General features: G+C 41.8%; 13 protein-coding genes and 5 pseudogenes. 3 read left to right on the plus strand and 15 right to left on the minus strand.

What is annotated here, in order from left to right; all coding sequences use genetic code 11:
* Both V7K56_RS33465 and V7K56_RS33470 read right to left on the minus strand, forming a co-directional pair.
* Positions 1-577, minus strand: a pseudogene (locus tag V7K56_RS33465) (ISAzo13-like element transposase-related protein); the annotation flags it as partial.
* A gap of 425 nt (positions 578-1,002) precedes the next feature.
* Positions 1,003-1,230, minus strand: coding sequence for a hypothetical protein (locus V7K56_RS33470; protein ID WP_334917896.1), 228 nt, complete (start codon positions 1,228-1,230; stop codon positions 1,003-1,005).
* Between the two features lie 128 nt (positions 1,231-1,358).
* Here V7K56_RS33470 and V7K56_RS37360 point away from each other — a divergent pair.
* Positions 1,359-1,481 (plus strand): annotated as a pseudogene (locus V7K56_RS37360) (ISNCY-like element ISAtsp9 family transposase); the annotation flags it as partial.
* Between the two features lie 37 nt (positions 1,482-1,518).
* On the opposite strand, the gene V7K56_RS33475 reads toward V7K56_RS37360, so the two are convergent.
* The gene (locus tag V7K56_RS33475; protein WP_334917898.1) at positions 1,519-2,292 is read right to left on the minus strand and encodes a MinD/ParA family ATP-binding protein; all 774 of its coding nucleotides are present in this window, start codon (positions 2,290-2,292) and stop codon (positions 1,519-1,521) included.
* An 18-nt stretch (positions 2,293-2,310) separates the two neighbouring features.
* On the opposite strand from V7K56_RS33475, the pseudogene V7K56_RS33480 reads away from it, so the two are divergent.
* Positions 2,311-2,532: pseudogene (locus V7K56_RS33480) on the plus strand (IS982 family transposase); the annotation flags it as partial.
* A gap of 938 nt (positions 2,533-3,470) precedes the next feature.
* Here V7K56_RS33480 and V7K56_RS33485 read toward each other — a convergent pair.
* Together V7K56_RS33485 and V7K56_RS33490 are read right to left on the minus strand one after the other, a co-directional pair.
* Positions 3,471-3,950 (minus strand): HAMP domain-containing protein, encoded by a 480-nt coding sequence (locus V7K56_RS33485; protein WP_334917900.1) that lies wholly within the window; start codon positions 3,948-3,950, stop codon positions 3,471-3,473.
* 433 nt (positions 3,951-4,383) lie between these two features.
* Positions 4,384-4,608 (minus strand): annotated as a pseudogene (locus tag V7K56_RS33490) (helix-turn-helix domain-containing protein); the annotation flags it as partial.
* Between the two features lie 80 nt (positions 4,609-4,688).
* Here V7K56_RS33490 and V7K56_RS33495 point away from each other — a divergent pair.
* Positions 4,689-7,541 (plus strand): cyclic nucleotide-binding domain-containing protein, encoded by a 2,853-nt coding sequence (locus V7K56_RS33495; protein ID WP_334917902.1) that lies wholly within the window; start codon positions 4,689-4,691, stop codon positions 7,539-7,541.
* Between the two features lie 297 nt (positions 7,542-7,838).
* Here V7K56_RS33495 and V7K56_RS33500 read toward each other — a convergent pair.
* From V7K56_RS33500 to V7K56_RS33545, 10 genes and pseudogenes are all read right to left on the minus strand, one after another.
* Positions 7,839-8,166, minus strand: a pseudogene (locus V7K56_RS33500) (IS5/IS1182 family transposase); the annotation flags it as partial.
* A 170-nt stretch (positions 8,167-8,336) separates the two neighbouring features.
* Positions 8,337-8,681: a slr1659 superfamily regulator gene (locus tag V7K56_RS33505; RefSeq protein ID WP_334917904.1), complete on the minus strand. Its 345-nt coding sequence runs from the start codon at positions 8,679-8,681 to the stop codon at positions 8,337-8,339.
* Between the two features lie 40 nt (positions 8,682-8,721).
* Positions 8,722-9,282 carry a DUF6272 family protein gene (locus V7K56_RS33510; protein ID WP_334917906.1) on the minus strand — a complete coding sequence of 187 codons (561 nt, stop codon included), beginning with the start codon at positions 9,280-9,282 and terminating at the stop codon, positions 8,722-8,724.
* Positions 9,283-9,306: 24 nt separating this feature from the next.
* Positions 9,307-10,470, minus strand: coding sequence for a PP2C family protein-serine/threonine phosphatase (locus V7K56_RS33515; protein WP_334917907.1), 1,164 nt, complete (start codon positions 10,468-10,470; stop codon positions 9,307-9,309).
* Positions 10,471-10,658: 188 nt separating this feature from the next.
* Positions 10,659-10,892: a transposase gene (locus V7K56_RS33520; protein ID WP_334917908.1), complete on the minus strand. Its 234-nt coding sequence runs from the start codon at positions 10,890-10,892 to the stop codon at positions 10,659-10,661.
* 348 nt (positions 10,893-11,240) lie between these two features.
* Complete coding sequence (locus V7K56_RS33525; protein WP_334917909.1) at positions 11,241-12,878, minus strand: DAHL domain-containing protein; 1,638 nt, start codon at positions 12,876-12,878, stop codon at positions 11,241-11,243.
* Positions 12,875-13,912 carry a cytochrome-c peroxidase gene (locus V7K56_RS33530; RefSeq protein WP_334917911.1) on the minus strand — a complete coding sequence of 346 codons (1,038 nt, stop codon included), beginning with the start codon at positions 13,910-13,912 and terminating at the stop codon, positions 12,875-12,877. Before V7K56_RS33530 ends, V7K56_RS33525 begins: the two co-directional genes overlap by 4 nt.
* 197 nt (positions 13,913-14,109) lie before the next feature.
* A complete protein-coding gene (locus V7K56_RS33535) occupies positions 14,110-17,082 on the minus strand; it encodes a CHAT domain-containing protein (RefSeq protein ID WP_334917913.1) in 2,973 nt (990 codons plus the stop codon).
* Positions 17,083-17,145: 63 nt separating this feature from the next.
* Entirely contained in the window at positions 17,146-20,487 is a 3,342-nt protein-coding gene (locus V7K56_RS33540; RefSeq protein ID WP_334917915.1) for a two-partner secretion domain-containing protein, read from the minus strand.
* Positions 20,488-20,538: 51 nt separating this feature from the next.
* On the minus strand, positions 20,539-22,218 hold the full coding sequence (locus tag V7K56_RS33545; RefSeq protein WP_442940365.1) for a ShlB/FhaC/HecB family hemolysin secretion/activation protein: 1,680 nt from the start codon (positions 22,216-22,218) through the stop codon (positions 20,539-20,541).
* Positions 22,219-22,602: the final 384 nt, after the last annotated feature.

The following is a 22,602-nucleotide window of genomic DNA, read 5'->3' on the forward strand; positions in this document are numbered from 1 at the left end:
AAATATCAATAAACCATTTCCCTAAATCTGGGAAGGATTCATAGTTGGAATCAGTCAAACGCTTGATTTGCTTCTCAAGAGTTAACATAGCTTCTGTAGTCAGCCTAACTCCTAGCTCAGAAGTTTTAGTGACTAGTTTAACAACAGGATGTTTTCCATTCCACGTCATGTTCTGAGCAAAATTTAAAGCGGTTTCTACTTCATCTAAAATGCTTCCATTCCAATAATTTTCTAGTACAGCCCAAGTCCGTTCGATGGGATTATATTTACTGTGATAGGGAGGGTAGTAAGCTAAACGTAAATTCAGCTGATATTTCTGAGAAAATTCAACTATGCGTTTCATGAATTGTGTGCGCCGAGAATTATTCTCTCCTCCATTATCTTGATTAATAAGCAGAGTTTTTATTTCTGGAAATCGCCAACTTTCTGATTCCCAAAAATCTCCTAAAATATCAACGATAAAATCACTCGTTACTTTTGATTCTGTAAAATACAAAAATAGTTCGTCAAGCCCTGGAAGAAAGATACCATAAGGAGTCACGCTTGTTTTCGGGTGGAAGTCGTGGTCAGGCAGTTCCCTTCAATAACTTTTTTAATGAATCCGTTAGTTGTATTGACATCTATGCACACCCAAAAATCGAATCATCATCGAATTTACTACAATTTGGGGAGGGAGAGGCTGCCGTTGGCAGCCTCTCCCTCCCCTCGTAATGATTATCATTCTTATTAAATGTATATTTTATTTTTTGGAAGTCCCCAAATTTAAATTCTTTAAGCAAATACTGACATCTTGCACCTAACGATTAAAATCGCGGCTAAGAGAACAAATCCTGCCTCCACAAGCTTCAAAACACTTGATTTTTCGTTAGTCCGCGCAGGCGGACGAGAGTTTGTGTAGCCGCGACTTTCAGTCGTTTGGGCTTGATGTAAGATGTGAGCGCCCGACTAGCCGCGTTTTTCGCCGCTAGCAACGAATGAAACAAATACATTTTTTTGTTTGGCTCAAAGCCTTGCTATATAAGGGTTATGAAATGTGTTAGTTAAAAGCATATCTGGAGTTATTGTAGCTCGTTCGCTTGCGATCGCTTTTAATAATTCTTGCGTCAATATCATCAAATCTGGTAGCCGTCTGCTGCCTCTAACTTCCCCCTCATAATGATTGTCATTACTATAACCGTGAAGATTTAATTCCTCAAAGTCATGTCTGAACGGGGTTTTGGTGAATTCCACCCTTAGGGTGGCTTGTCAATATTTAGATGCGTTTGCCCTAGAGAAAATCGCGCCCGTCAATTTATTTTATAAGAGCGATCGTCTACACCAACTCCAGTAGATGGGTTTCGCTGTTTTGAGAACAATTTGCTGGTAGTTCTGGATGGAAGGTTGAGAACGAAAATAACAATACGCTTAAAACCAAAGGTTACAACTTAGAACATAATTTCGGTCATGGTAAAACGCATTTATCCTCTTTATTTAGAGGCTTGAGAAATTAACAGATGTATAACACTTGCATTTTGTGCTTTAGCTCAGAATTTGCCCCGCAACCTTATTGATCTCTTGAGTCCAAGGATGCTTTGGGTATTGCAGGCAAAAAATATCGCTACTAGCAAGTTCAACCATCTCTTCGCACAGGGGGAAGACACCAGCAACTGGCACGTTATAGGCTTTTTGTATTTTTTGCCGTAGGGCTTCAAAATCAAATTTCGTTAGGACTTTATTAACCACTAACAGCATATTAGGAACCTCAAGTTCACGAGCGATGTCAATAGCCACAGCCGTACCCTGGTAATCTTGAGTATCTGGACGCAGGATTAGCACCAGTATATGAGACATAGCAATTGAGAGGAGAGTCTCTTCATTGATGCCGGGATGAGTGTCAATGAATAGGTAGTCCAGCTTCAAACTATGGATCAGTTCCTGGAAACCATCATTGAGTAGCTCAACGTCATACCCTTCATTTAAGATTTGGGCGATTTCAGTTGCCTTAATGCTGGAAGGAACTAGGTAAAGAGCGCTGTTGGGTGCAGCTGCCCGACCTTGTTCTGTCTGTAGAATTTGGCTGACATCGTAAGCAGCTTCCTTGATCGCGCAGTTACCCCACAAGTAGTCATTCAGGGCGTAGTCTATCTTTTCCTCATCCAAGCCAAAAAGGGCATGTACCCCTGGTGACTGAATGTCAGTATCAACAATACCCACTCGATTGCCGTAGGAGGCAATCGTTGTAGCTAAGTTGCTAGTTGTATTTGATTTGCCAGTTCCACCCCGAAACGAGTGAACAGATACAATTTTAGCCATAGCGTCTCCGTGTTTTATCGTCACCAATATTTAGTTCGGTTGATGCAACGTTTTCGTCACCAAATTGAAACAGTTATTAGTCAACTTGTTGATAGATTTCATATAAAGAAGATTCCTGGCAGAGATATCTAGCATCTTACTAGTCGTCTCAATCGCAAGATTTTAGCTCATATTGTTTCTGGCTTAATCGCCATAATTGTTACCCTATAAGAGTTTGACAAACTTGTTACAGAATATTAAGTCCCACATCGCGTTATTTATATAATTTAGGTTCCTATTAAATTCTGAATAGTGCAATAGGGAAAAATCAGGTATTTGTAGGCTGAAGTAGCCTAGTAGCGCAAGGCGGAAGTCAAAAGTCACGCATTCAAAAGGAGCCAGTGCGTTGGGGAGACAGCGCCGTGGGCGGGTTTCCCGACTTGAGGCGACTGTCGTCGGCTCTGCCGACTTGAAGCAACTGGCGTTCAAAAGTATTATGGAATGGGCTTTTTAGGGGTTTTAAATGATTGCTCTATTTACGCCGTGGCGTACTAGTAAGTATGAAAATATTGGTTAAAATCAGGTTAATAGGGGCCGATATTGAGAGGCTGTGTTGTTGCGAAAGAACCCAAGTTGCTAGTACAGCATGGCGCAAGGGACTTCCAAAAAATACAGGACTTACGCAATTGGCAGAATGCGATCGCCATTTTATAGTACAGAAGTATTATTTAACCCACATTCTGAAAGCTTTGTATTTGCAATAGAAATCGCATTAGTGAAGCACTATTGAAACCCACCTTCCGCACCCATAACTGTCACACCTCAACTAACAGTAAACCACAAAATGCGTGGAAATGAACGTAAAAATAAGGGTTACAGCCCTCGTGAATAAGGAGTATTCAGCATTGGAAATAGAGCAGTCGCCGTCATCAGTGCTAAAGCGTGTTTTTAATCCCAGTTAAGACTTATATAGGACTTACGCACAGGTAACGGAAAACGAACCACAGAGAAGCCAGTGCGTTGGGGAGACAGCGCCGTGGGCGGGTTTCCCGACTTGAGGCGACTGTCGTCGGGTTCCCCGACTTGAAGCAACTGGCGCGTCACGGAGAAATGAGAGTTTGAGAGGGTTTTTGCGTAAGTCCTATTATATGAACTTGCTTTGTTTTCTTGATTCGTGCAAGAGGTCTAATCAAACAGCCCTACTTTCTAAGCTGTTTGACTTTCTGTTTCAATTGCTGGAAAGAATCGGTTTTGGTAATCTCAGACACCTGCTGCATTCGTTTAAACTGATCGATTTCAATTCGGAGTTGTTCAACTTGCTGTTTTAATTTTTCCTCACGAGTCTTTATTTGTTCAGTCATTCGTTGGAATACGCGTGCCAGCTGTCCCAGCTCGTCACTGCGATTTGCTACTTCATCTAGGGTATGAGATTGAAACGTTCCTGCTTCAACGGCAGCAGCAGCGTTAGTAATAGAATAGACTTGCTGCAAGTATCTACTCATCTGTTCATTTGTGTTATGTAGTTCAGCTTCAATATTAGTAGAGTGTTCAGTAGTAGTTTCAAGCAATATTTCTAAATCTGACTTTTCATTTTCCCGAACAAGGAGTTTTTGCTTGAGACCTTCTATTTCTACCAGCAGTTGCTCTACTGATTTATTTTGTATGTGTACTTTTTGCATAGTTTTCCTCCGGAATTTTTGCTCAAGGTTTAAGTATTAATAAAGCGATTTATTAGAATTATGTTAGCTCAAATTCTAAAAACTTATATAGAACTTACGCATTGACAATAGCTAGCAGCGCTACTTTCAAAACTATCTCCGATTTGATATTCAAAGTTTGACTTAGCTGGTGTCATCAAGGCTGTCCTTTACATTTTCCATTTTCCAACATATTTAGCTTGAAGTTCATCATACAGACATAACATATAAATAATTTATTATCTAGCATTCCTAGAGAAGAATTATACCATTTTTCATTCATTAACTGACTTTACCTGAATTTTACCTATTTTCAATTTTTTCGGATTCCTAATTAATTAACAAACATCTGACTTTTTCCTATTGTATTATTCACAACTTAGTATAAACATAGTGGGTAGAGGTTGAATAAGCTTACAAATATCATTCTAGACTCTCTTTTAGCTCGTCGTGACAACAGCACACATTTTTTTGATGTAATTAATTCTGGATCGTGTTTGGGATTATTCGCTTGAGTTTTCTTCCAACTTTTACCTGGCTCATCAAATAAATTGTAGTAGCTTTGTTTCGAGGAGAATGTTACCCCAAAACGAAGCGCAATCTCGGATTATAACTCGCTCAAAGTCAACCTATTCTTTGTTATAGTCTCAAACTACATTTTCACAATAAATATAGATTAACCTCGCTCTAATTATGTTTGCAAAGACTCCAGAAAGGCAAATGCATACGGTCAGGTGGCTGCTAACCTGTGCTTGGCTGCTCCTGATTTTTTCTATGTTTTATGACCCTATCTCACCTTGGCTAACTGACCCCAACAATACACTGAGTCCTTTACGCATTCATCCAGAGGTCTGCATTAAGGTGCAGGGAGTTTGCCTGGAACAAACACCCTATGCTCTGGGAGCACGAGTATTCTGGACAATGATCGTTCCCGCTGCAATTTTTATTCTTCTAGTTTTTGGGCATGAACTTTGGCGACGCATTTGTCCCCTGTCATTTCTGTCTCAAATTCCTCGTGCGCTAGGATGGCAGCGACAGCATCGGCGAGTCGATCCCAAAAGCGGAAAAACTTCCTATGAGTTAGCCAAAGTCAAAAAAAATTCCTGGCTTGGTCGCAACTATTTATACCTACAGTTTGGTTTATTTTATCTTGGTCTGTGCATTCGGTTACTCTTTGTCAACTCTGATCGTTTGGCACTGGGTATTTTTTTAATCTTCACAATTTTCTCAGCGATCGCTGTAGGCTACCTCTATGGTGGTAAATCGTGGTGTCAATATTTCTGTCCAATGGCTCCAGTGCAGAAAATCTACGCTGAACCGAGGGGACTGCTGACAAGCAAAGCTCATGAGGGCGACCGACAAACCATCACCCAATCCACGTGCCGTATTGTTAACCAGGAGGGTAAGGAACAGAGCGCCTGTGTTGCCTGTCAAAGCCCCTGTATGGACATTGACGCTGAGCGGTCTTACTGGGATGGCATTACCAAACCTGACCAAAAGTTGCTCTACTACGGCTACATTGGACTAGTCATCAGCTTCTACTATTACTACTACCTCTACGCAGGCAATTGGGATTACTACTTCTCTGGCTCCTGGACTCACGAGGCAAATCAACTTACTACCCTTCTAAGTCCTGGGTTTTACCTGTTTAACAACCCGATTCCAATTCCAAAGCTAGTAGCAGTGCCTTTAACTTTGGGTTTTTTTGCCTGGGGTAGCTATTTTCTAGGATGTAAGCTGGAGAAAAGTTACAAAAACTACTTGCTACGAACAAACCAATCCCTGAGTAAAGAGCAGATTCAGCACCGGATTTTTACCCTCTGCACCTTCATCGTCTTCAATATCTTCTATGCGTTTGGGGCCCGTCCAAATATTAATCTGCTGCCCGTGTGGTTGCGATACTCTTACGAAGTCTTGCTGGTAGTGGTTAGCACCCTTTGGTTTTACCAAACCTGGAAAAGTAGCCCAGAACTGTACTCACAGGAAAGCCTTGCCAGTCGTCTTCGCAAGCAGCTCAGTAAGCTCCATGTCGATGTCTCTCGATTTCTTGAGGGACGTTCTTTGGACTCTCTCAATCCGAATGAGGTCTATGTGCTGGCGAAAATCCTCCCTGGTTTTACGGAAGAAAGACGACTCCAGGCTTATAAAGGAGTGCTACAGGAAGTGCTAGAAGAGGGATACTCGAACTCCTCCAACAGCTTGGAAATGCTACAGCAGATGCGCCAACAACTAGATATTAGCGACAAGGAACATCTGACAGTCTTGACAGAACTGGGGGTTGAAGACCCAGACTTGCTCGACCCCAGCAAGCAGCGAACCCGAGAAGATCAGGTGCGCTTGCAAAGCTATCGCGACCAGATCGCAAATATGGTGGGCAATAAGCGACGGCGGACTGCTAAAGGACTAGGGCGAGAGCTATTAAAAGTGGTGCAAAAGAAAAAGTCCATTCAGGACGTACTGCCGAAAGATTCTCAGGCTGTGCGATCGCTAAGACGAGAGTACGCCATTACCCTGGAAGAGGAAGAAAAAATCCAAGCGAGCCTTGACGAGGAAGCAGACTTGCTCCGTAGATCTGATATCCTTTTAAACCAGCTACAGGAGTTGTTTGAACGCTACCAAGCTTTGAGACAGCCCCTACTACCAGATAAAGCAGCAGCTTGGACTTTATTGCAATCAACTGTGCAGCAAAAACAACGACTGATTGCCAAGGGTGTGCTGGAAATTCTCAAAAGCTTAGAGCACGGTACTGAAGCTACCCGCATTGCTCTTACTCTCGGTCGCCTAGCGTCGAATGTGTTGCCATTGCTTGAGGATGAGACATCCCAATGGCAGAAGCGCTTCAGTTTAAAGGTAATTTCACAGTTGATTCAACAGAGCAACGTAGCAACTGATACCATACCTCAGATAGAGCCAGCAGTAATTGTGAGCCATTTGGAAGTGCTGCTCCAAGAGCCAGACTCACTGACCCAGACAGTTAGTCTCTATATGATTTCTCAACTAGATGTTCAACGCAGCCAGGAGTTGGCGCAGCAATTGCTCGACTCCAAGCTAACGGTGAAGGCTCTGGTGCGGGAAACTGCCCAAATGTTGCTGAAGCAGGAAGCTCAACCCGGCACTACCCATGCTGCCCTTAGCACCATTGAAAAACTACTGTACCTATTGGGTAGCGACTTGTTCAGCAGCCTGAAGACTGAAAACCTGGTGGAGCTTGCTTACCAGGCTCAAGTCAAGGTATACAATGCTAATGAAGTTGTGATTGAGCAGGGTAAAAAAGGTAAGGAACTTTTGTTACTCATCAAAGGAGAAGCCCAACTTCAGGTCAACCTAGATGACGGAAAGGTAATTATTGAAAGCTTACTACCTGGTCAAATACTGAATGAAATGGAGATTTTGGCTCGTACTAAGCAAGATGCCACAATAGTGGTCACAGTCCCAGAAACACACATCTTGGCTATTGATGTAGATACATTTGAAGCCCTATTGTATCGGGTTACGAACTTTGCCCGGAGGGTTTTGGAACGGAAGAGTCTTCTCCTGCAACAATTAGTTCAGCAGAACCGAGGGAGCCATTAACTAAGTCCTAACCCTCTTCCATCACTCTGGTAAAAGAAAAATTTCAGCCAACTTCCAAACAAACCACAGAAACTGGGCTTGAAGCTTTATTTTCTAATATTATGGGTAAAATTATCTCTTTTGCCTGAAAGTGTTGTGTAGTAAGGATTATTGTTTTATTCTCTGGTGAGAGTGATGAAAGAGCGCTAAGTAGGGTTTGCTGAAAAAGTCATAAAAAAGCAATCTTAAGGGGTGACTAGTTATTTAAGCAAGGTCAAAGATAGGTTTTTGTTGTCTATAGCTTGTAAAAGCATAACATTAAATTATATCAATCTCTAAAAAAGGTCTATTTTGGAAAAATAGACATAAAAAGGCACAAAAAATCCGTAACAGGTGAATAGAAAGATTCATTACTAAAAAAGTAATAGCAATTGCTGTTTGAAAAGTATGAGAAAGTTTCGCCATCACTCTACCCAGGTTCTAAGAGTGTGCGATAAATTTGATCAACATGAACAGATTCGGGATAATAACCAGTATAGTTTTTAAAGGCTTCGACTTGTGCTTTTAAATCTCCTGATTCATTAAAGTTATCCCAACTAATATGGTCTAAAAACACATATCCATCAAAGCAACTAGCTGAAAGTTTTTCTTTGGTCAGATAATCTATATACTGTGAGCTTCTTTTTCTTTTTCAGCAACCCCTACTTACAAAGTTCTGATTAGTTTTTAGCATGAGGTTAATTTCCTGCTTCCACTGCTCATTTTTGCCAATGACTAACGTTGCAATTCTCTGTGATCCCAAATCCGAAAGTCTCTCTATTCCCATTCCAGTTCTAAACTGGGCATCAAACGTTGCAAGTTCTTCAATGACTTGCCTTGCCAGTAAATATTTGTGGAGCCTTGTACCATTAGCTGCATATTTTTTTGCTGTCGCACCTTAATAACGAACTTCGACAGCACATTAATTCCTGAACTATTAAGGAATTTCAATTCCCGTAGGTTCAGTGTTAAAGTTAACGGTTGTTCAACAACCACATTATCTAGCAACTGCACAATAGGTGCATATTCTTCCATTCCACCTAACCGTAATGAACCTTGAAAAATCACAGCTTTAGCTGCTGCGTCGTACCAGATGTTGTAATCTTCGGTTTTAATCTCCATTCACCTAAAGCCTCTTAGATATTCGTGGTCGCCAGGTAGTTTATATTATTAACTGCACCATTGTGCTTACAATGATGACTTCTGGTTCCTTTTGGACGGTCTCAAATTTCCAGCCTATTTTGGTCAGATAATCGTTGATCATTGTCAAAAAGCCCAATCCAGAGGCGGTGTGTGTCTCATCTTCCGCATTCTTTTCTAACTGACGGATATACAACTCACCTGGGTCACAGGTCACTAACTCCTGGATGAATGTTTGAAATTTTCCGACTGCTTGGGGATTGACACTGTTAATTGTAAGAAACACAAGTCTATCCTCATACAGTTTGAGCGAAACGCTGATGAAATAGTCTGATGTCTCGTCTTTAAACTTCATGGCATTTTCTAACAACTCGTTAGCAATAAAGCTAACAGCACTCTTTATCTCCGCTTCAGTGTCACTTTTAGTAAAGAAGACTGCAAAGTAATCAGCCATAAAATCAGCCGACAACCCATTGGTTCGCCAGCGCTGCTTGAGTGGGACGGAGGCAGGCGAAAATACGATTTCCAAGTATTCCTTACTCTCAAGCAACTCGTCAATGAAGTCTCCAAATATTTTCGTCATACTCAACAAATCCTCATTCGCCACCTATTTCTGCTTCAATACAAGCATCGTGATGTCATCGTAGACTTTTTGCTTACCAATATGCCGCTTTACATCGTCAATTACGGTCTGCCTGATTTTATCAGCTGAGTGACGCCAATTGAGTTTGACTAACTCACACAGCCGCTCTAACCCATACTGTCTGCCGAGTATGTCTTCTGCTTCGATGATGCCATCGGTGTAGAGTACTACTACATCCCCTGAATGTAACTGCACTTCCGTTTGAGCCACGAACACAGCAATGTCTGCTTGCAACCCAAGGGGAAATCCTAAATCTACCGTGTCTATCTGCTGTACGTGTCCACCAGAGCGCACCACAATCATCTCTTCATGTTGCCCCGATAAACGCAGTCTGCCTTCCTGGTAGTCCAGCAAGGCTAGGGTCACGTTTTTATCAGACCTCATTCGCTGCACATTGTCGTAAATTGTCCGGTTGAGTACGTTTAAGAATTTAGTGGAGTCAGTTTCATTGCTCGTCAGTAGGGTACGCACAGCAGTTTGCACCATAAGCATCAACACGCCGCTCTCTAAACCGTGTCCGCTGACATCACCAATACCGATCTTGACGAGACCCTCATGGTTCAGCACGTCGTAGTAGTCGCCGCCCATCTCATCAGCAGATTCCATAAACCCTGAAATTTCCAAACCAGCAATTTGACGAAGTTCTTGCTCTTTAGGCAGGAGCATCTGTTGCAATTCACGGGTAACTTCCAGTTTTGCTGCCATGCTGCTATTTTCAGCGTTGAGACGTTGGTTGAGCTCGATCTCAATTCGGAGTTGTTCAACTTGTTGTTTTAATTTTTCCTCACGAGCCTTTATTTGTTCAGTCATTCGTTGGAATACGCGCGCCAGTCGTCCCAGCTCGTCACTGCGATTTGCTACTTCATCTAATGTATGAGATTGAAACGTTCCTGCTTCAACGGCAGCAGCAGCGTTAGTAATAGAATAGACTTGCTGCAAGTATCTACTCATCTGTTCATTTGTGTTATGTAGTTCAGCTTCAATATTAGTAAAGTGTTCGGTAGTAGTTTCTAGCAATATTTCTAAATCCGACTTTTCATTTTCCTGATTGAGGAGTTCTTGCTTGAGACTTTCTATTTCTACCCGCAGTTGCTCTACTGATTTATTTTTTATTTGTTCTTTTTGCATATTTTTTTGCTGAAATTTTTGCTTTAAAATAAAGCAATTTACAAATTTGTTATATTATGGTTCATTGTCCGGACATCATACAGGAAATTGCAGGTTTATGAGCTACAGTTACAGCAAGGTGCAAACCAGTTTTTTAAATGCTTGGGATTAATCTTTCTGGTGTGCAGTCGCAATTAAAATATAACCAATCAGTTTTTGTGGTTGGGAGAGAACTGAAGTAAAAAAGCTTTTAGTTGTGACCACCAATGCTTGATAGGATTAAAATCCGGAGAATATGGTGACAAATTTGGAACACGAGCGCCGACCGATTGAATTAGAGGTTCTATTGCAGCGACCTTGTAGGCTGGGATATTATTCATAACAACCACAGCACCCGGCCATAATTCAGTTCGTAAACATTTTTCAATAAGAACTTTACTCATGGTTTTCACCCATCGATCTGTTGAAAGTCATTAACTGCTAAAACTCGGTCTAGGCTAATGGCTCCAATTACCGTAACTTTCGCTCTTTTGTAAAACGGTTTTAGGTCATATACTCTTTGTCCATAAGGGCTTCTCTACGAGACGCTCCGCGAACGGGCATTGCTAGGTCTTAATCCCAACAAAACACCTATTTCATCCAAAAATACCAGATTTTTACTGATGCATACTCCTATAATCGTACCTTATTTACCTGCAATCTGCTGTATGATACCCTACTTTTTGAGGTATATCTTGGCTGTTTTGGCAAAGATATACCTTAAAACACAGTTCCCCACCTGCTCTGTTCGTCTATTTTTGTTTGAGTACCAGTAAAGTGATGTCATCAAACACCTTTTGTGCGCCAATATACTGCCGTAAATCCCGAATCACTGCTTCATTAATCTCGGTGGCGCTTCTTTGTCGGTAGTACTTAACCACCTTACACAACCGCTCTATGCTGTATTGGACTCCATTGATGTCTTCCGCTTCCGTAATACCATCGGTGTAAAGCACTACTACATCTCCAGAGAGCAACTGCACCTGCTCTTGGGCGATGAAGTCAGCAATCTCCGAGTCCAGCCCAATTGGAAAACCGAGATCCATTGTCTCTACTCGTTCTACTTCCCCTGACGCTCGCACTACCACCATCTCTTCATGCTGTCCGCTAATGTTGAGTTGACCTTGGTGGTAGTCGAGTAACGCCAGCGTCAGATTTTTATCGGTATTCATGCGCTCGACATTCTTGTAAATCGTGCGGTTGAGTACATCCATGAATCTCACTGGATCAGTCTCATTACTTTCCTGAAGTGTTCTAATGGCAGTTTGTACCATTAGCATCAGCACCACACTTTCTAATCCATGTCCGGTGACATCGCCAATGCCAATTTTGGCTGCCTCATTGTTAGCGAGTACGTCGTAGTAGTCGCCACCAACCTTATCAGCAGGTTCCATAAACCCAGCAATTTCTAGTCCCAGAATCTGGCTGAGTTCGTGATCTTTGGGCAGGAGCATTTGTTGCAACTGACTCGTAATTTCTAGTTCTGCACCCATCCGGAGATTTTCAGCTTTGAGGCGTTCATTTAGGACTGTTATTTTGTGATTAGCTTCAGAGAATTTCTTGATGATTAGATAGAAAATGCTACCAAGCAGGACTAAAGACCAACCGTAGGCAAACAGACGATAAATATTGACGATTTTAATTGCTTTTTGATAGGAATAATCATAAGCAGTTTCTAGAGTTTTGGCATGCTGTGCTATGGGAATATTTAGAATTTGATTGGTTAGCTCGTCCACTTGAGGTTTGTTCTTGAGAATAATTATAGTGTGAGAAATTGTCAAGTTAATTGAGAATTGTTTCTCACTAACTTTATACTCGTCTTTAATCTGGGATAGCTTCCTTATCTGTGTTTTGATCAGCGGTTTTAGTTCTTCACTAGCTGTGAGATTGTAGAGCAGAATATCATATAGTAGGTTGTTAAGAGTGGTTTTTAACGGCACAAACCATTTTTCATCAGAGGCTGGTTCTTTAATTTCAGCTATCAGTGTTGGAAGGTAACGTAGAGAGTTTTTCAGTGTAGCATTCTGAGATTTGAATCGTTCGCTTAAATTTTCTTTTCGCTGAAGTAATTCTGCTTGCTTTGCAAGTAGTTTATGGATTTGTTTCTGCTCTTTTCCATTCATGAAACTGGGAAGTTCTTGCATCTGTTGTTGAATCTTTTTTTGAGCAGTTAAACTATTAACTAATGAATCGTAGGAGTTGAACAGTTCATATCTAAATTTAAGAATATCTTGATTGAAAGTGGCATCTTTTTCCTGCAACTCGACTATAGCGCTACGGTATATCTGGTGTTGGTTAAAATCAATGGACAGGCTTTTACTTATCAGAAAAGCCAAGATGAGAATGGCAGCCAATGCAATAGAGACTCTTTGCAATTGGACATGTTTCATAATGGCTTTCCCTGGTACTCTCCTGTTAAGGTTATAAGGAATTTAATAATGAGAGCAATATCTGTTTGGGGAAGCTGGCGACCCAACTGATATTTAGCCATAACTTTAATTGCTTCTTCGAGTGTTTCAGCAGAGCCATCGTGAAAGTAAGGAGATGTTAAAACAACGTTCCGCAAACTGGGAACCTTAAAAGCATAGCGATCGCGCTCATCCCCTGTAACATTGAATCGTCCAAAATCAGCTTTGGTTACTTTACCGCGATCGCTAAAATAATCCTCAAACAGCCCAAAGGTTTGAAACATATTACCACCGAGCAGCATACCTTGATGGCAGCTAATACAGCCATAAGATTTAAAGCGACTATACCCTTGTTTTTCTTCTTTAGTTATGGCGTTTTTATTGCCGTGTAGATATTGGTCGAAGCGTGAATTAGGAGTATATAGAGAGCGTTCAAACGTAGCGATCGCATCCTTAATATTATCGCTAGTAATTCCATCTGGGTATAATTCTCTAAACCAGGAGTCATATTTAGGAAACTGCTTGAGCTTATTAATAACTTCTAACCAACTCCCCCCCCCCATTACACGCCTTGATAATATTACTTCCTCAACTTGAGCTTCTAATGTTTCAGCCCGTCCATCCCAAAACTGCTTAAAATTAAACCCACTATTAAATACCGTTGGTGAATTAACAAAACTCAATTGCTTTTGAATCCCAATAGAACGCACTAATCGATCTGTGCCACCTATATTAAAATTGTGGCAGCTAGCACAAGAAATCTTATTGTCACCAGATAACCGAGGCTCATGAAATAGTTTATCCCCCAGTTTAACTTTGCTTTTATTAAGTTCTAACTGAAGCGGAATTGGCTGTATTGGTTCATGAAGTGCAATATTTTCTTTTGATTCACTAGGTGTAATTAATAGTTGCTGTGTTTGCCAAAAATCCTGCCACCAAAAGATAAATACTACCCCACAAAAAATCAGTATGGGAATCAGGTAAAATCGTTTAATTAACTTATTTTTAAAAATCATTTTCTCCGAAAGCTTCCTTAACATGGATACTTGGCACTGAAACATCAGATCGCTTTCACTAAAACTAATACCAATTTTGAACCGGGCATCACCGTGCCAAAACGGGAAAATTAGATATATCTGGAAATTAGGTTTTGACCCTTGATTTAGAAGGCTTTGAGGTTAATTCACGGATATGTCTATTTAATACTTGCTGTTCACAACCAATTACCTACTAAGACAAATGGTGCCCAGTAGTAAGGACGACGATAATTTGGCGATCGCAACAGGAACAACTGAGCTTGACGAAGTGCCTCAGCTTTAGTGACTCCAGGTTGGTTCAATTTTGAATAGAACCTGTTCATCAGCTCAACTGTAGATTCATCTTCTACTGACCAAAGCGTTGCTAATGTACTACGTGCCCCAGAACGCACCGCCACCCCTGCTAGTCCTAGAACCGCTCGATTATCACCTGTGGCAGTTTGGCAAGCACTCAAAATTAACAATTCCAAAGGACTTCGACCAGGGCGATCGCGTGCTTGCAATAATTGGTCTAATTCTTTAACATTAATCCGACCATCCCAAGTCAACAAAAAAGTATTCTCAGCCTGGGAAGAAAACTGACCGTGGGTTGCTAAGTGAACAATGGGGAAAGGTACATTGTTAATTTGAACTTTTAGGCGACTACGGGTAAATTCTTGGTTTAAAAGAACTTCTGTAGGAACTATCTTTGTAATCTCTCGAACTTCCTCTTCCACTCCCGGTAGTTTGGAAAACCCTTGACTAGCCTCAGCCAAACCTCCCACTAAAGTTTGCAATTTGTTTGGGGAAAGCGAAGGTGAATACAACAGCTGCAACCCCGGACTCAACGCCAGGTTATATTTTTCAATTAGATATTTCCCCTTGTGACTATCATAAAGTGCCGACATGGGCACTCCACGTAAAACTCCATCTAGTACAAACACCAAAGTTTTAATGTCATCCTTTTCCAGTTCTGCTTCAATTGGACGGATTAACCAGTCATAAAAAATTTGTTGTGCACGAAGTGAATCTAAGTCAGAACTATAGATGATCGGGGTGAAGCCAGCAAACATATCATTATAGACACGCTCGACCTCCCCAACTTCTCCTAGCTGGGAATTAGGCTTCAGAGGTGTTGCGTAGTATTTTAAAGGCTTTTGAGGTCGAGACAAGATGACAGCAAGGCGATCGGGCAAAATAATCGAATAGATGACCGCAGCATTTGGATCTAATTGGTCGATTGGTTGGGGTTGGCTGGTTACACAAGCTTCTCGAAAAAAGTTGGTCAGTTCTGCTAATTGGAGTGCTTCTATAACATCACGAGCAAGTTTGAGATTCTCCTGATTAATCTCCGTTTGGTTTATTTGTTGAGAAGCAAGGGGTTGCAAGAGCAAATTGACCAGCTCTCGATAGACTGGTTCTACACTATCACGAAAAGTAAATTGAAGTTCTGGATTAATACCAACCAAGTCCTTACGCAAAGACTGAAGAGTTTCATAGGCTAAGGTGTATGCTTTAAGTGCGCTTTTTTGATCTTGTTGAGTTTGGTAAATCCGTCCTAGCTGCCACTGCCAAAGATAGGTAATACTGGAATCATTAAAAGCAGATTTCTGCTGTAAAGCTTGTTCAGTTAATTGTCGTGCCTCTGCCAATTTTCCCATTTGCTGGTAAACTCCTCCTAGATAACCACGAGCATCGGCTTCGGCTTGCTTGTTTCCCAATTGTTGAGCTTGGTTGAGGGCGGTTTGTAAAATTTCCCCAATTTCTGCCCATGAAGGAATTTTTAAGGATTCAAGAGTTTTAACACCAGTGCTCGTAGGTGTATTCTTGACAAAATTACACAGTTGCAGAATCGGGGATAAAGCATTTGATGAGTTTTCACTCAGTCTTGATTGCAGACACATTAAACTTTGAGCAAATTTGATGTGAGCATAGACAGTCGGATGACTAATAGGTAAGTCATTAAAGTTAGACGTGATTTCAGATAGCAAAATTGGTACTTCAGACCATTGTTGAGTTTGTACCAAGAGGCTAAATCTATTCAATTGAGCTTGTATTTTGATGTCTGATGAGGTAGATGATTCAGCTTGCCGATAGCAACTAGTTGCCTGTTGATATAATTGGGTAGCATTGGCTGTACTAGCTGCTTGGATGCAGTCTAGAGACTGTGTGAGTAGTATCGTTTGTTGCCTTGGTGTTTCTAACTGTATTTTTCTATTGCCCAAAGACCGGGCTGTATTGCCTAAACTCAGGTAAGTAGCAGCGAAATTTTGTGAATCTCCTGATTGTTGAGCTAATTGCCCAGCTGTGGACAAGACCATTTGCGATTGTTCAAGTTGATTAACAACTCGTAAAACATTGCCGAGACTACGCAAAGCCAGGATATTTAAAGAAGAGAAATTTCCCTTGTTGACAAATCGTTCTTTCAAGGTTTGCAGTTCTTCTTTTGTGATCTGGCAGTTTTGATGATCAAGCTCTAAAGTTTTTAGTAAAGTCTTGCAAGCTCTTGGGTAAAGACCCAAGTCTTGCATGGCTTGAGTTTGGTTAATCTGGCTTTTAATTGCACCATTTTGATTGCCGAGATTTTGATAAATTTCAGCCGCTTGTTGCCAAGTTGCTAGGGCTGCTTCTGATTCTCCTACTGCTAGTTGCAACTGTCCTTGGATGTCTAGTGTAGAACTGAGGATTTGCGAGCGCTCTGGTGTTTTTGGCTGTGTTTGTAGGATATTTAAGCTGGTAGCGATCGCTTTTTTAGCTTGCTCCCACCTACCGAGTTGTTGAGATGTCAGGGCAAGATTGCTCAAGGCCATTGCCTGGTTGAGTTTATCCTCTCGTGCTGCAAAAGCCGCAGCAGCCTGTTCCCAAACCCTTAGGGCTGACTCAAATTGTCTGTTTTGGTAAAGCGATTTGCCTTGTTTTACTAGTTCTAAAAGCTCTTGTTGAGTTTGGACGATCGCAGTTGATGCCCAAACTTGGGTAGTAACCAGCACTCCTCCTACAGACAAGAAAAATAACAGAACTGCTAAGATTAGCGATCGCACTTGACTACTATAGAGTCTAGGGATTATAAAATCACTCGGTTTATAACGGCTAATTTGCGAGAAAAATCTCGGTTTGAGCGTAGGCGTAGCCCGTCGTAGACATCGCCCTCTCTGCTTTTTTTGATGCATATTTTATTTATTATGTCAAGTTATTTAAAAAATGCCTATTTTATTAACCTTTTTTCCTGCGTCTCATCGTCCAGGACAACTATTTAAATTTTTAGGTAGGCGATGAATTTCTGTGACGTTGGGATTGTAGGCGGTGAGAACTACTTCACCTTGATTGTTGAATACCCATCCTTGAGTCGGCACAATCCGGCTGGGGATTTGGGATTTTGAATTCTGGCTGGAGGAGGTTTTCTGTGGTGGTTTTACATTACTGACGATTGAGACTGGTTCAACTAAACCAACCTGAGTAGCTTCTGGGCTCAAATCTTCGTTGGGACTAGGAGGTAATCCACCACGTCCTGTGATCGTGAATTCACTACCAACACCTTTACTACAAGGATTTTGGGCGATTTGGTCATTGGGATCGACAATATTTGCAGGTAATTCCACTAAATTCCGGCTGGGATCAATCACCTGATTGATATTCACCACTCCCGGATTGCCACCAAACTCTGAACTAGCAGTGATGTCATTTAAAAAATCCCTGGGCTTGTCCCGATATTCAATTCCAAAGATCCCAGTAGCTGTGATATCAACACGACCACCGTCACCATAAGTTGCATTGGCGGTTATATCACTACCCTTTGGTTTTGCAGGTGGTGCAACTAGAAATTGGGTGTTAATCTTAATGTTCCCGCCAGTACCAATTGCCCCTGGTTGGCTTTCAGTGCCTGCACTAGTAGTAATTTTGCTGTCGCCTTGCATCAGCAATAAATCTGCTACCTCTAGGCTGATATTACCGCCTCTTTCTTTAGCGGTTTCGGCTGAGATCGTTCCTTCATCCAAAGTCAAAGAATTGGCTTGCACAGATATATCACCTCCAGCTCCACTTCCCTGACTATTGACAGAGAGTTTTGCACCATTTTGAATCAGGGTAGTTTGGGTATCCATGAAAATATTACCGCCTCTGCCAGTAGACCCTGCCTCGGTGTTAGCGAATATACCACTATTTTCGTTAGCCAAACTTATACTGTCTTCGACTTGTAGAAAGATATTACCTGCTGCCCTGTTGCCTGTGGTTGTGGAAAGCAATCGCCCACCTGAAGTAATTTCAGATGTGTTCGTAGTAACTGTGATATTACCTGCGTCACTCTCTCCGAAAGTACTGGTAGCTAGGAAAGCTCCATCTTTGAGAGTGAAAGAGGTTGTATCGATATCAATTGCACCTGCATTTCCTAAAGCTCCTGATTCTACTATGGTGGATACACCACCGACACCGAGACCAAAATTTCCCTGAATAAATTTGCCTTCAAACATTACTGAGTCAGTAGCTTTAATTGTCACCTTGCCAGCATTTCCCGTTCCTGAAGTACTGGCAGTCAGGAAAGCCCCATCTTTAAGCAAGAAGGAGGTTGTATCGATATCAATTTCACCTGCATTCCCCAAAGCCCCTCCTCCCACTACGCTTTCTATTCCACTAAGGCGTTCTTGACGGCTAGATTCTCCTTCCATTACGACTGAATCTGTGGCATTAATCTTCACTGTGCCACCCTTGCCATCTCCAAAAGTCGTGGTAGATAGCCTATTACCATCTTTGAGCAAAAAGGAGGCTGTGTTAATCTCAACTTCACCTGCATTCCCCGAAGCCCCTCCTGCCGCTAGGCTCAGTACACCACTGAATAACCCTTTTTGAGATTCTCCTTGAATCACCACCGAATCTTTAGCATCAATCTTGACTGTGCCACCATTTCCAGTTCCATAAGTTGTAGTATCTAATCTGGCACCATCTTTCAGCAAGAAGGAGGCTGTGTTAATCTCAACTCCACCTGCATCCCCCAAAGCCCCTCCTGCCACTACGCTTTCTATTCCACTAAGGCGTTCTTGGCGCTTAGATTCTCCTTGAATTACCACCGAATCTGTGGCATTAATCTTCACTGTGCCACCATTTCCATCCCCATAAGTCGTGGTAGATAGCCTGGCACCATCTTTAAGCAAGAAGGAGGCTGTGTTAATCTCAACTCCACCTGCATCTCCCACAGCCCCTCCTGCTACTACGTTCAGAACACCACTAAATAACCCTTGTCTAGATTCTCCTTCAATCACTACTGAATCTGTGGCATCAATCTTCACTGTGCCACCATCTCCACCTCCAAAAGTTGTAGTATCTAATCTGGCACCATCTTTCAGCAAAAAGGAGGCTGTGTTAATCTCAACTCCACCTGCATCCCCCAAAGCCCCTCCTGCCACTACACTCTGTACACCACTAAAGAACCCTTGTTGAGATTGAGATTCTCCTTGAATCACTACTGAATCTGTAGCATTAATCTTGACTGTGCCACCATTTCCACCGCCAAAAGTTGCGGTAGATATTCTCGCTCCATTCTGAACTAGCAAATCTTGAGTTTCAATATTTATATTTCCACCTTGCCCTAACCCACGTGCATCCGCACTAATTGAGGCATTCTCAAGGGTTAGCTGCTCTGCTTGGATAAGGATTCCTCTGCCATCTTGACTTCCTAAATTATCGGCAAACAGCCTCGATTCATCCTTGAAAGTAACGTTTCTACCCTGCATCCGGATACTGCCGCTACCGTTGCCATTGATATTAACAATAGCTTGACCTGATAGAAGAATATCTTGGAAGTTTTCAACGCCAGAATAGTCAAAGTTATAGCCAGTATTGCTATTGATGAAATTGACCAGACTGCTATCACCAACACTTGCAATTTCAATCTGGACATCAGGGTCTATGAGCCAACCGCCCTCTAGGTCAACATTACCGCCTATAAGAGCCAAAGTTTTTTCTGGTGGTATCTGTAGACCTATCGAAATACCATCAACAGTAGCTTGAGAGCGATTGATAATCTTTCCTGAAGCATCTCTAAATCGCAATCCCACAGGGATATTTACAGTTAAAAGTGGTGCTTGCGGGTTCGTGGCACTAAACTCAAAACCATTATCAAACACTAGGCTATCTGCGGTAGAAGCTACAAATGATCCTCCCATATCCAAACGAGCATTGGGGCCAAAGACAATTCCTTTAGGATTAATCAAAAACAGATTGGCTGGGCCTAAAACCCCCAGAGTTCCTAGAATATTCGAGGCATTACTTCCTGTCACCCTAGTCAAAATATTCGTAATTCCTCCTGGATTTGTAAAATAGGCTGGTTTTTCACCAACGTTAAATTCTTTGAAGCTGTGGAATAGGTTGGCTCCTTGAATTACTCCCCCATTAATTCTGTCGATAGGACTGCCTTTAAAATTGTCTGGCACTACAACTGAACTTTTATCGCCTAGAGTTCCATCAGGTGTGATTTGTGCTTTTGCTGGACAGAGAGCACTACAAGACAATAAAGCCAACACAAAATTCACCCCTATAGATAGAAGTAAAGTGTTGAAGAGGAGCGATCGCTTAACGTATTGCATAACTTTTGACTCCTAAACCTTTGCTAATCAGAGATTTTTTGACAAAAATTTTTAGAAAGGACTCGCAACTATTGAGAAATAAAGACCGTTTTCCTGTAAAGTCCTGCCTGTGTCTTGAATATCTGTTAATGGAATCCCATAATCAAGACGAGCATTCAGGCGATCGCCCATTTGCCACTGTAAACCCAATCCCAACCCTACCAAGGTATTAGTCAAGGTATTAGTATTTTGGTCTGAATTCCCAGAATTATTCCAACCCACACCAAAATCAATAAACGGCACTACTTGCAAAACTCCTTTGACCTTTTCTACCCGCAGTACTGGTAATTGCACTTCTGCTGATGCTAAAAAGCCGTTATCTGTCAAGAGAATATCCTGTCGATAACCCCGAACACTACGCAGACCGCCCAGCCCAAATTGCTCTAAAGGCACAAGGGCACGGGTTGACAATTGCAGGTCAGAACGGAGCACCAGTAAAGTTTGTGGTGCTAAAAGTCGCACGTATTGTCCTTGTCCCCGCCAAGAAAAAAACCGACTATCAGGAGGGTCATTGTTGACGGTAGCATTGAAGATATCTAAACCAAGGTTAAATTGAGAGCGTAGGGCTAAGGCTTGTTGAGAATTACGCTGCTGATATTCTTGGAAGAATTGTAAGGCAAAGATGCGGGTTTCTCCCTGTTCGTTAGCACCTGCTGACACTAGGGGAAAACCTTGCACTTGAGATTTGCTTTCTTGTCGTAACACAGATAGACCCACAGCAAATTCTCTATTGGGAGATAAGATTAAAGGTTGACGGAAGCCTAACTCGAAATAATTAGCATTACCAATGATATCTATGCGGTCAAAGGGTGGTTCGACAATTTCAACACTCGTCAATCCACCTCTAAGGGTAATTGTGCCATTACGAGGATTAACAGGTATGTTGTAGCGCAAGTCAAAGGCGTTGCTACCATCAGTATTGATATATTCCAGATTGAAGGCATCCCCAAAACCGAATAAATTTCCTTCGTTAATGCGGACACCGCGTCGTAAGCTGCCAACACTAGGCGCACGACCATTATCTATAAAAAATTCTGTATCAAAGGAGTCAGCTTCTACTACCTTGACTGTTAGTAAACTTAATTCCGGACGCGACCCAGCAGACAATTCGGCTGATATATTCTGAATTAGAGGGTCAAGTTGCAATAGTTGTAAAGCTGACAGCAAGCGCTTTTGATTTAGGGGTCTAGCTGTGGCAATGGCTAATCTGCTGCGGATATAGTTCGAGTTCAACCGTCGTGTACCGATCACCGCAATTTCTTCTAGTCCTCCTTCAATAATCTGGACTTTGACGACAGATCCCCGTTGAGATAAGGTTTGACCAGCCGGAATCACAGCACCACAATTGATATACCCCGCATCGGTATAAAGTTTGGTGATAGTAGCTTCAACTTGTAGTAATTCTACAAAGGTTAGCGATCGCTTGGTGAATTGGGCAGTAACTTTAGTTAACTTTTCGTCGCTAAAGGCCGTATTCCCATCAAACTCGAATTTGCTAACGATGATACTTTGAGGAAGGTCTAAGTGTTTTTCAGAAGAGGGAAATTTTTTAAGAGGAAGTTCAAGGGCAGGTTCTGGTCGTGGCTGTGGGATTGGGATTGGCTGTTTTGGCTCTGAGTCAAGAACCTGAGACAAAATTGGCTCTAATGTTAGTTGCTTCAAGTTTGATAAGCCTGTTGTGAATACTGGCATCTGACGAAATTGGTGCTGGCTTGTCAACAGACGAGTTCCTGACAAAGCGTGGCTCTTAATGTTGAAATTTAAACTTGAACTACTAACATTTTCCACAGGATGAGCTAAGATATTAGCCAAGGCACTACTCTGGGAAAAAGCAAGTAACACTCCTAAAATTCTGATAAATTTTAAAGCTAGTATTAAATTCCAGAAACATGTAGAGCATGTTTTAATCATTTTTATGAAAAAGATGACTATTTTTAAATCATTGTGCGACCATCATAGGGAGACAAGCAAAGAACTCTAATTCACAGCAATTACTCACCTTTTTAACTAATACAGAAAATAGTTTTATCAAGAAACTTTAGAACGTGGCAGACCAGGTAAAAAATTTCAGGTATT

Origin of the sequence: Nostoc sp., from assembly GCF_036917535.1 — a bacterium.
Lineage (GTDB): Bacteria > Cyanobacteriota > Cyanobacteriia > Cyanobacteriales > Nostocaceae > Nostoc.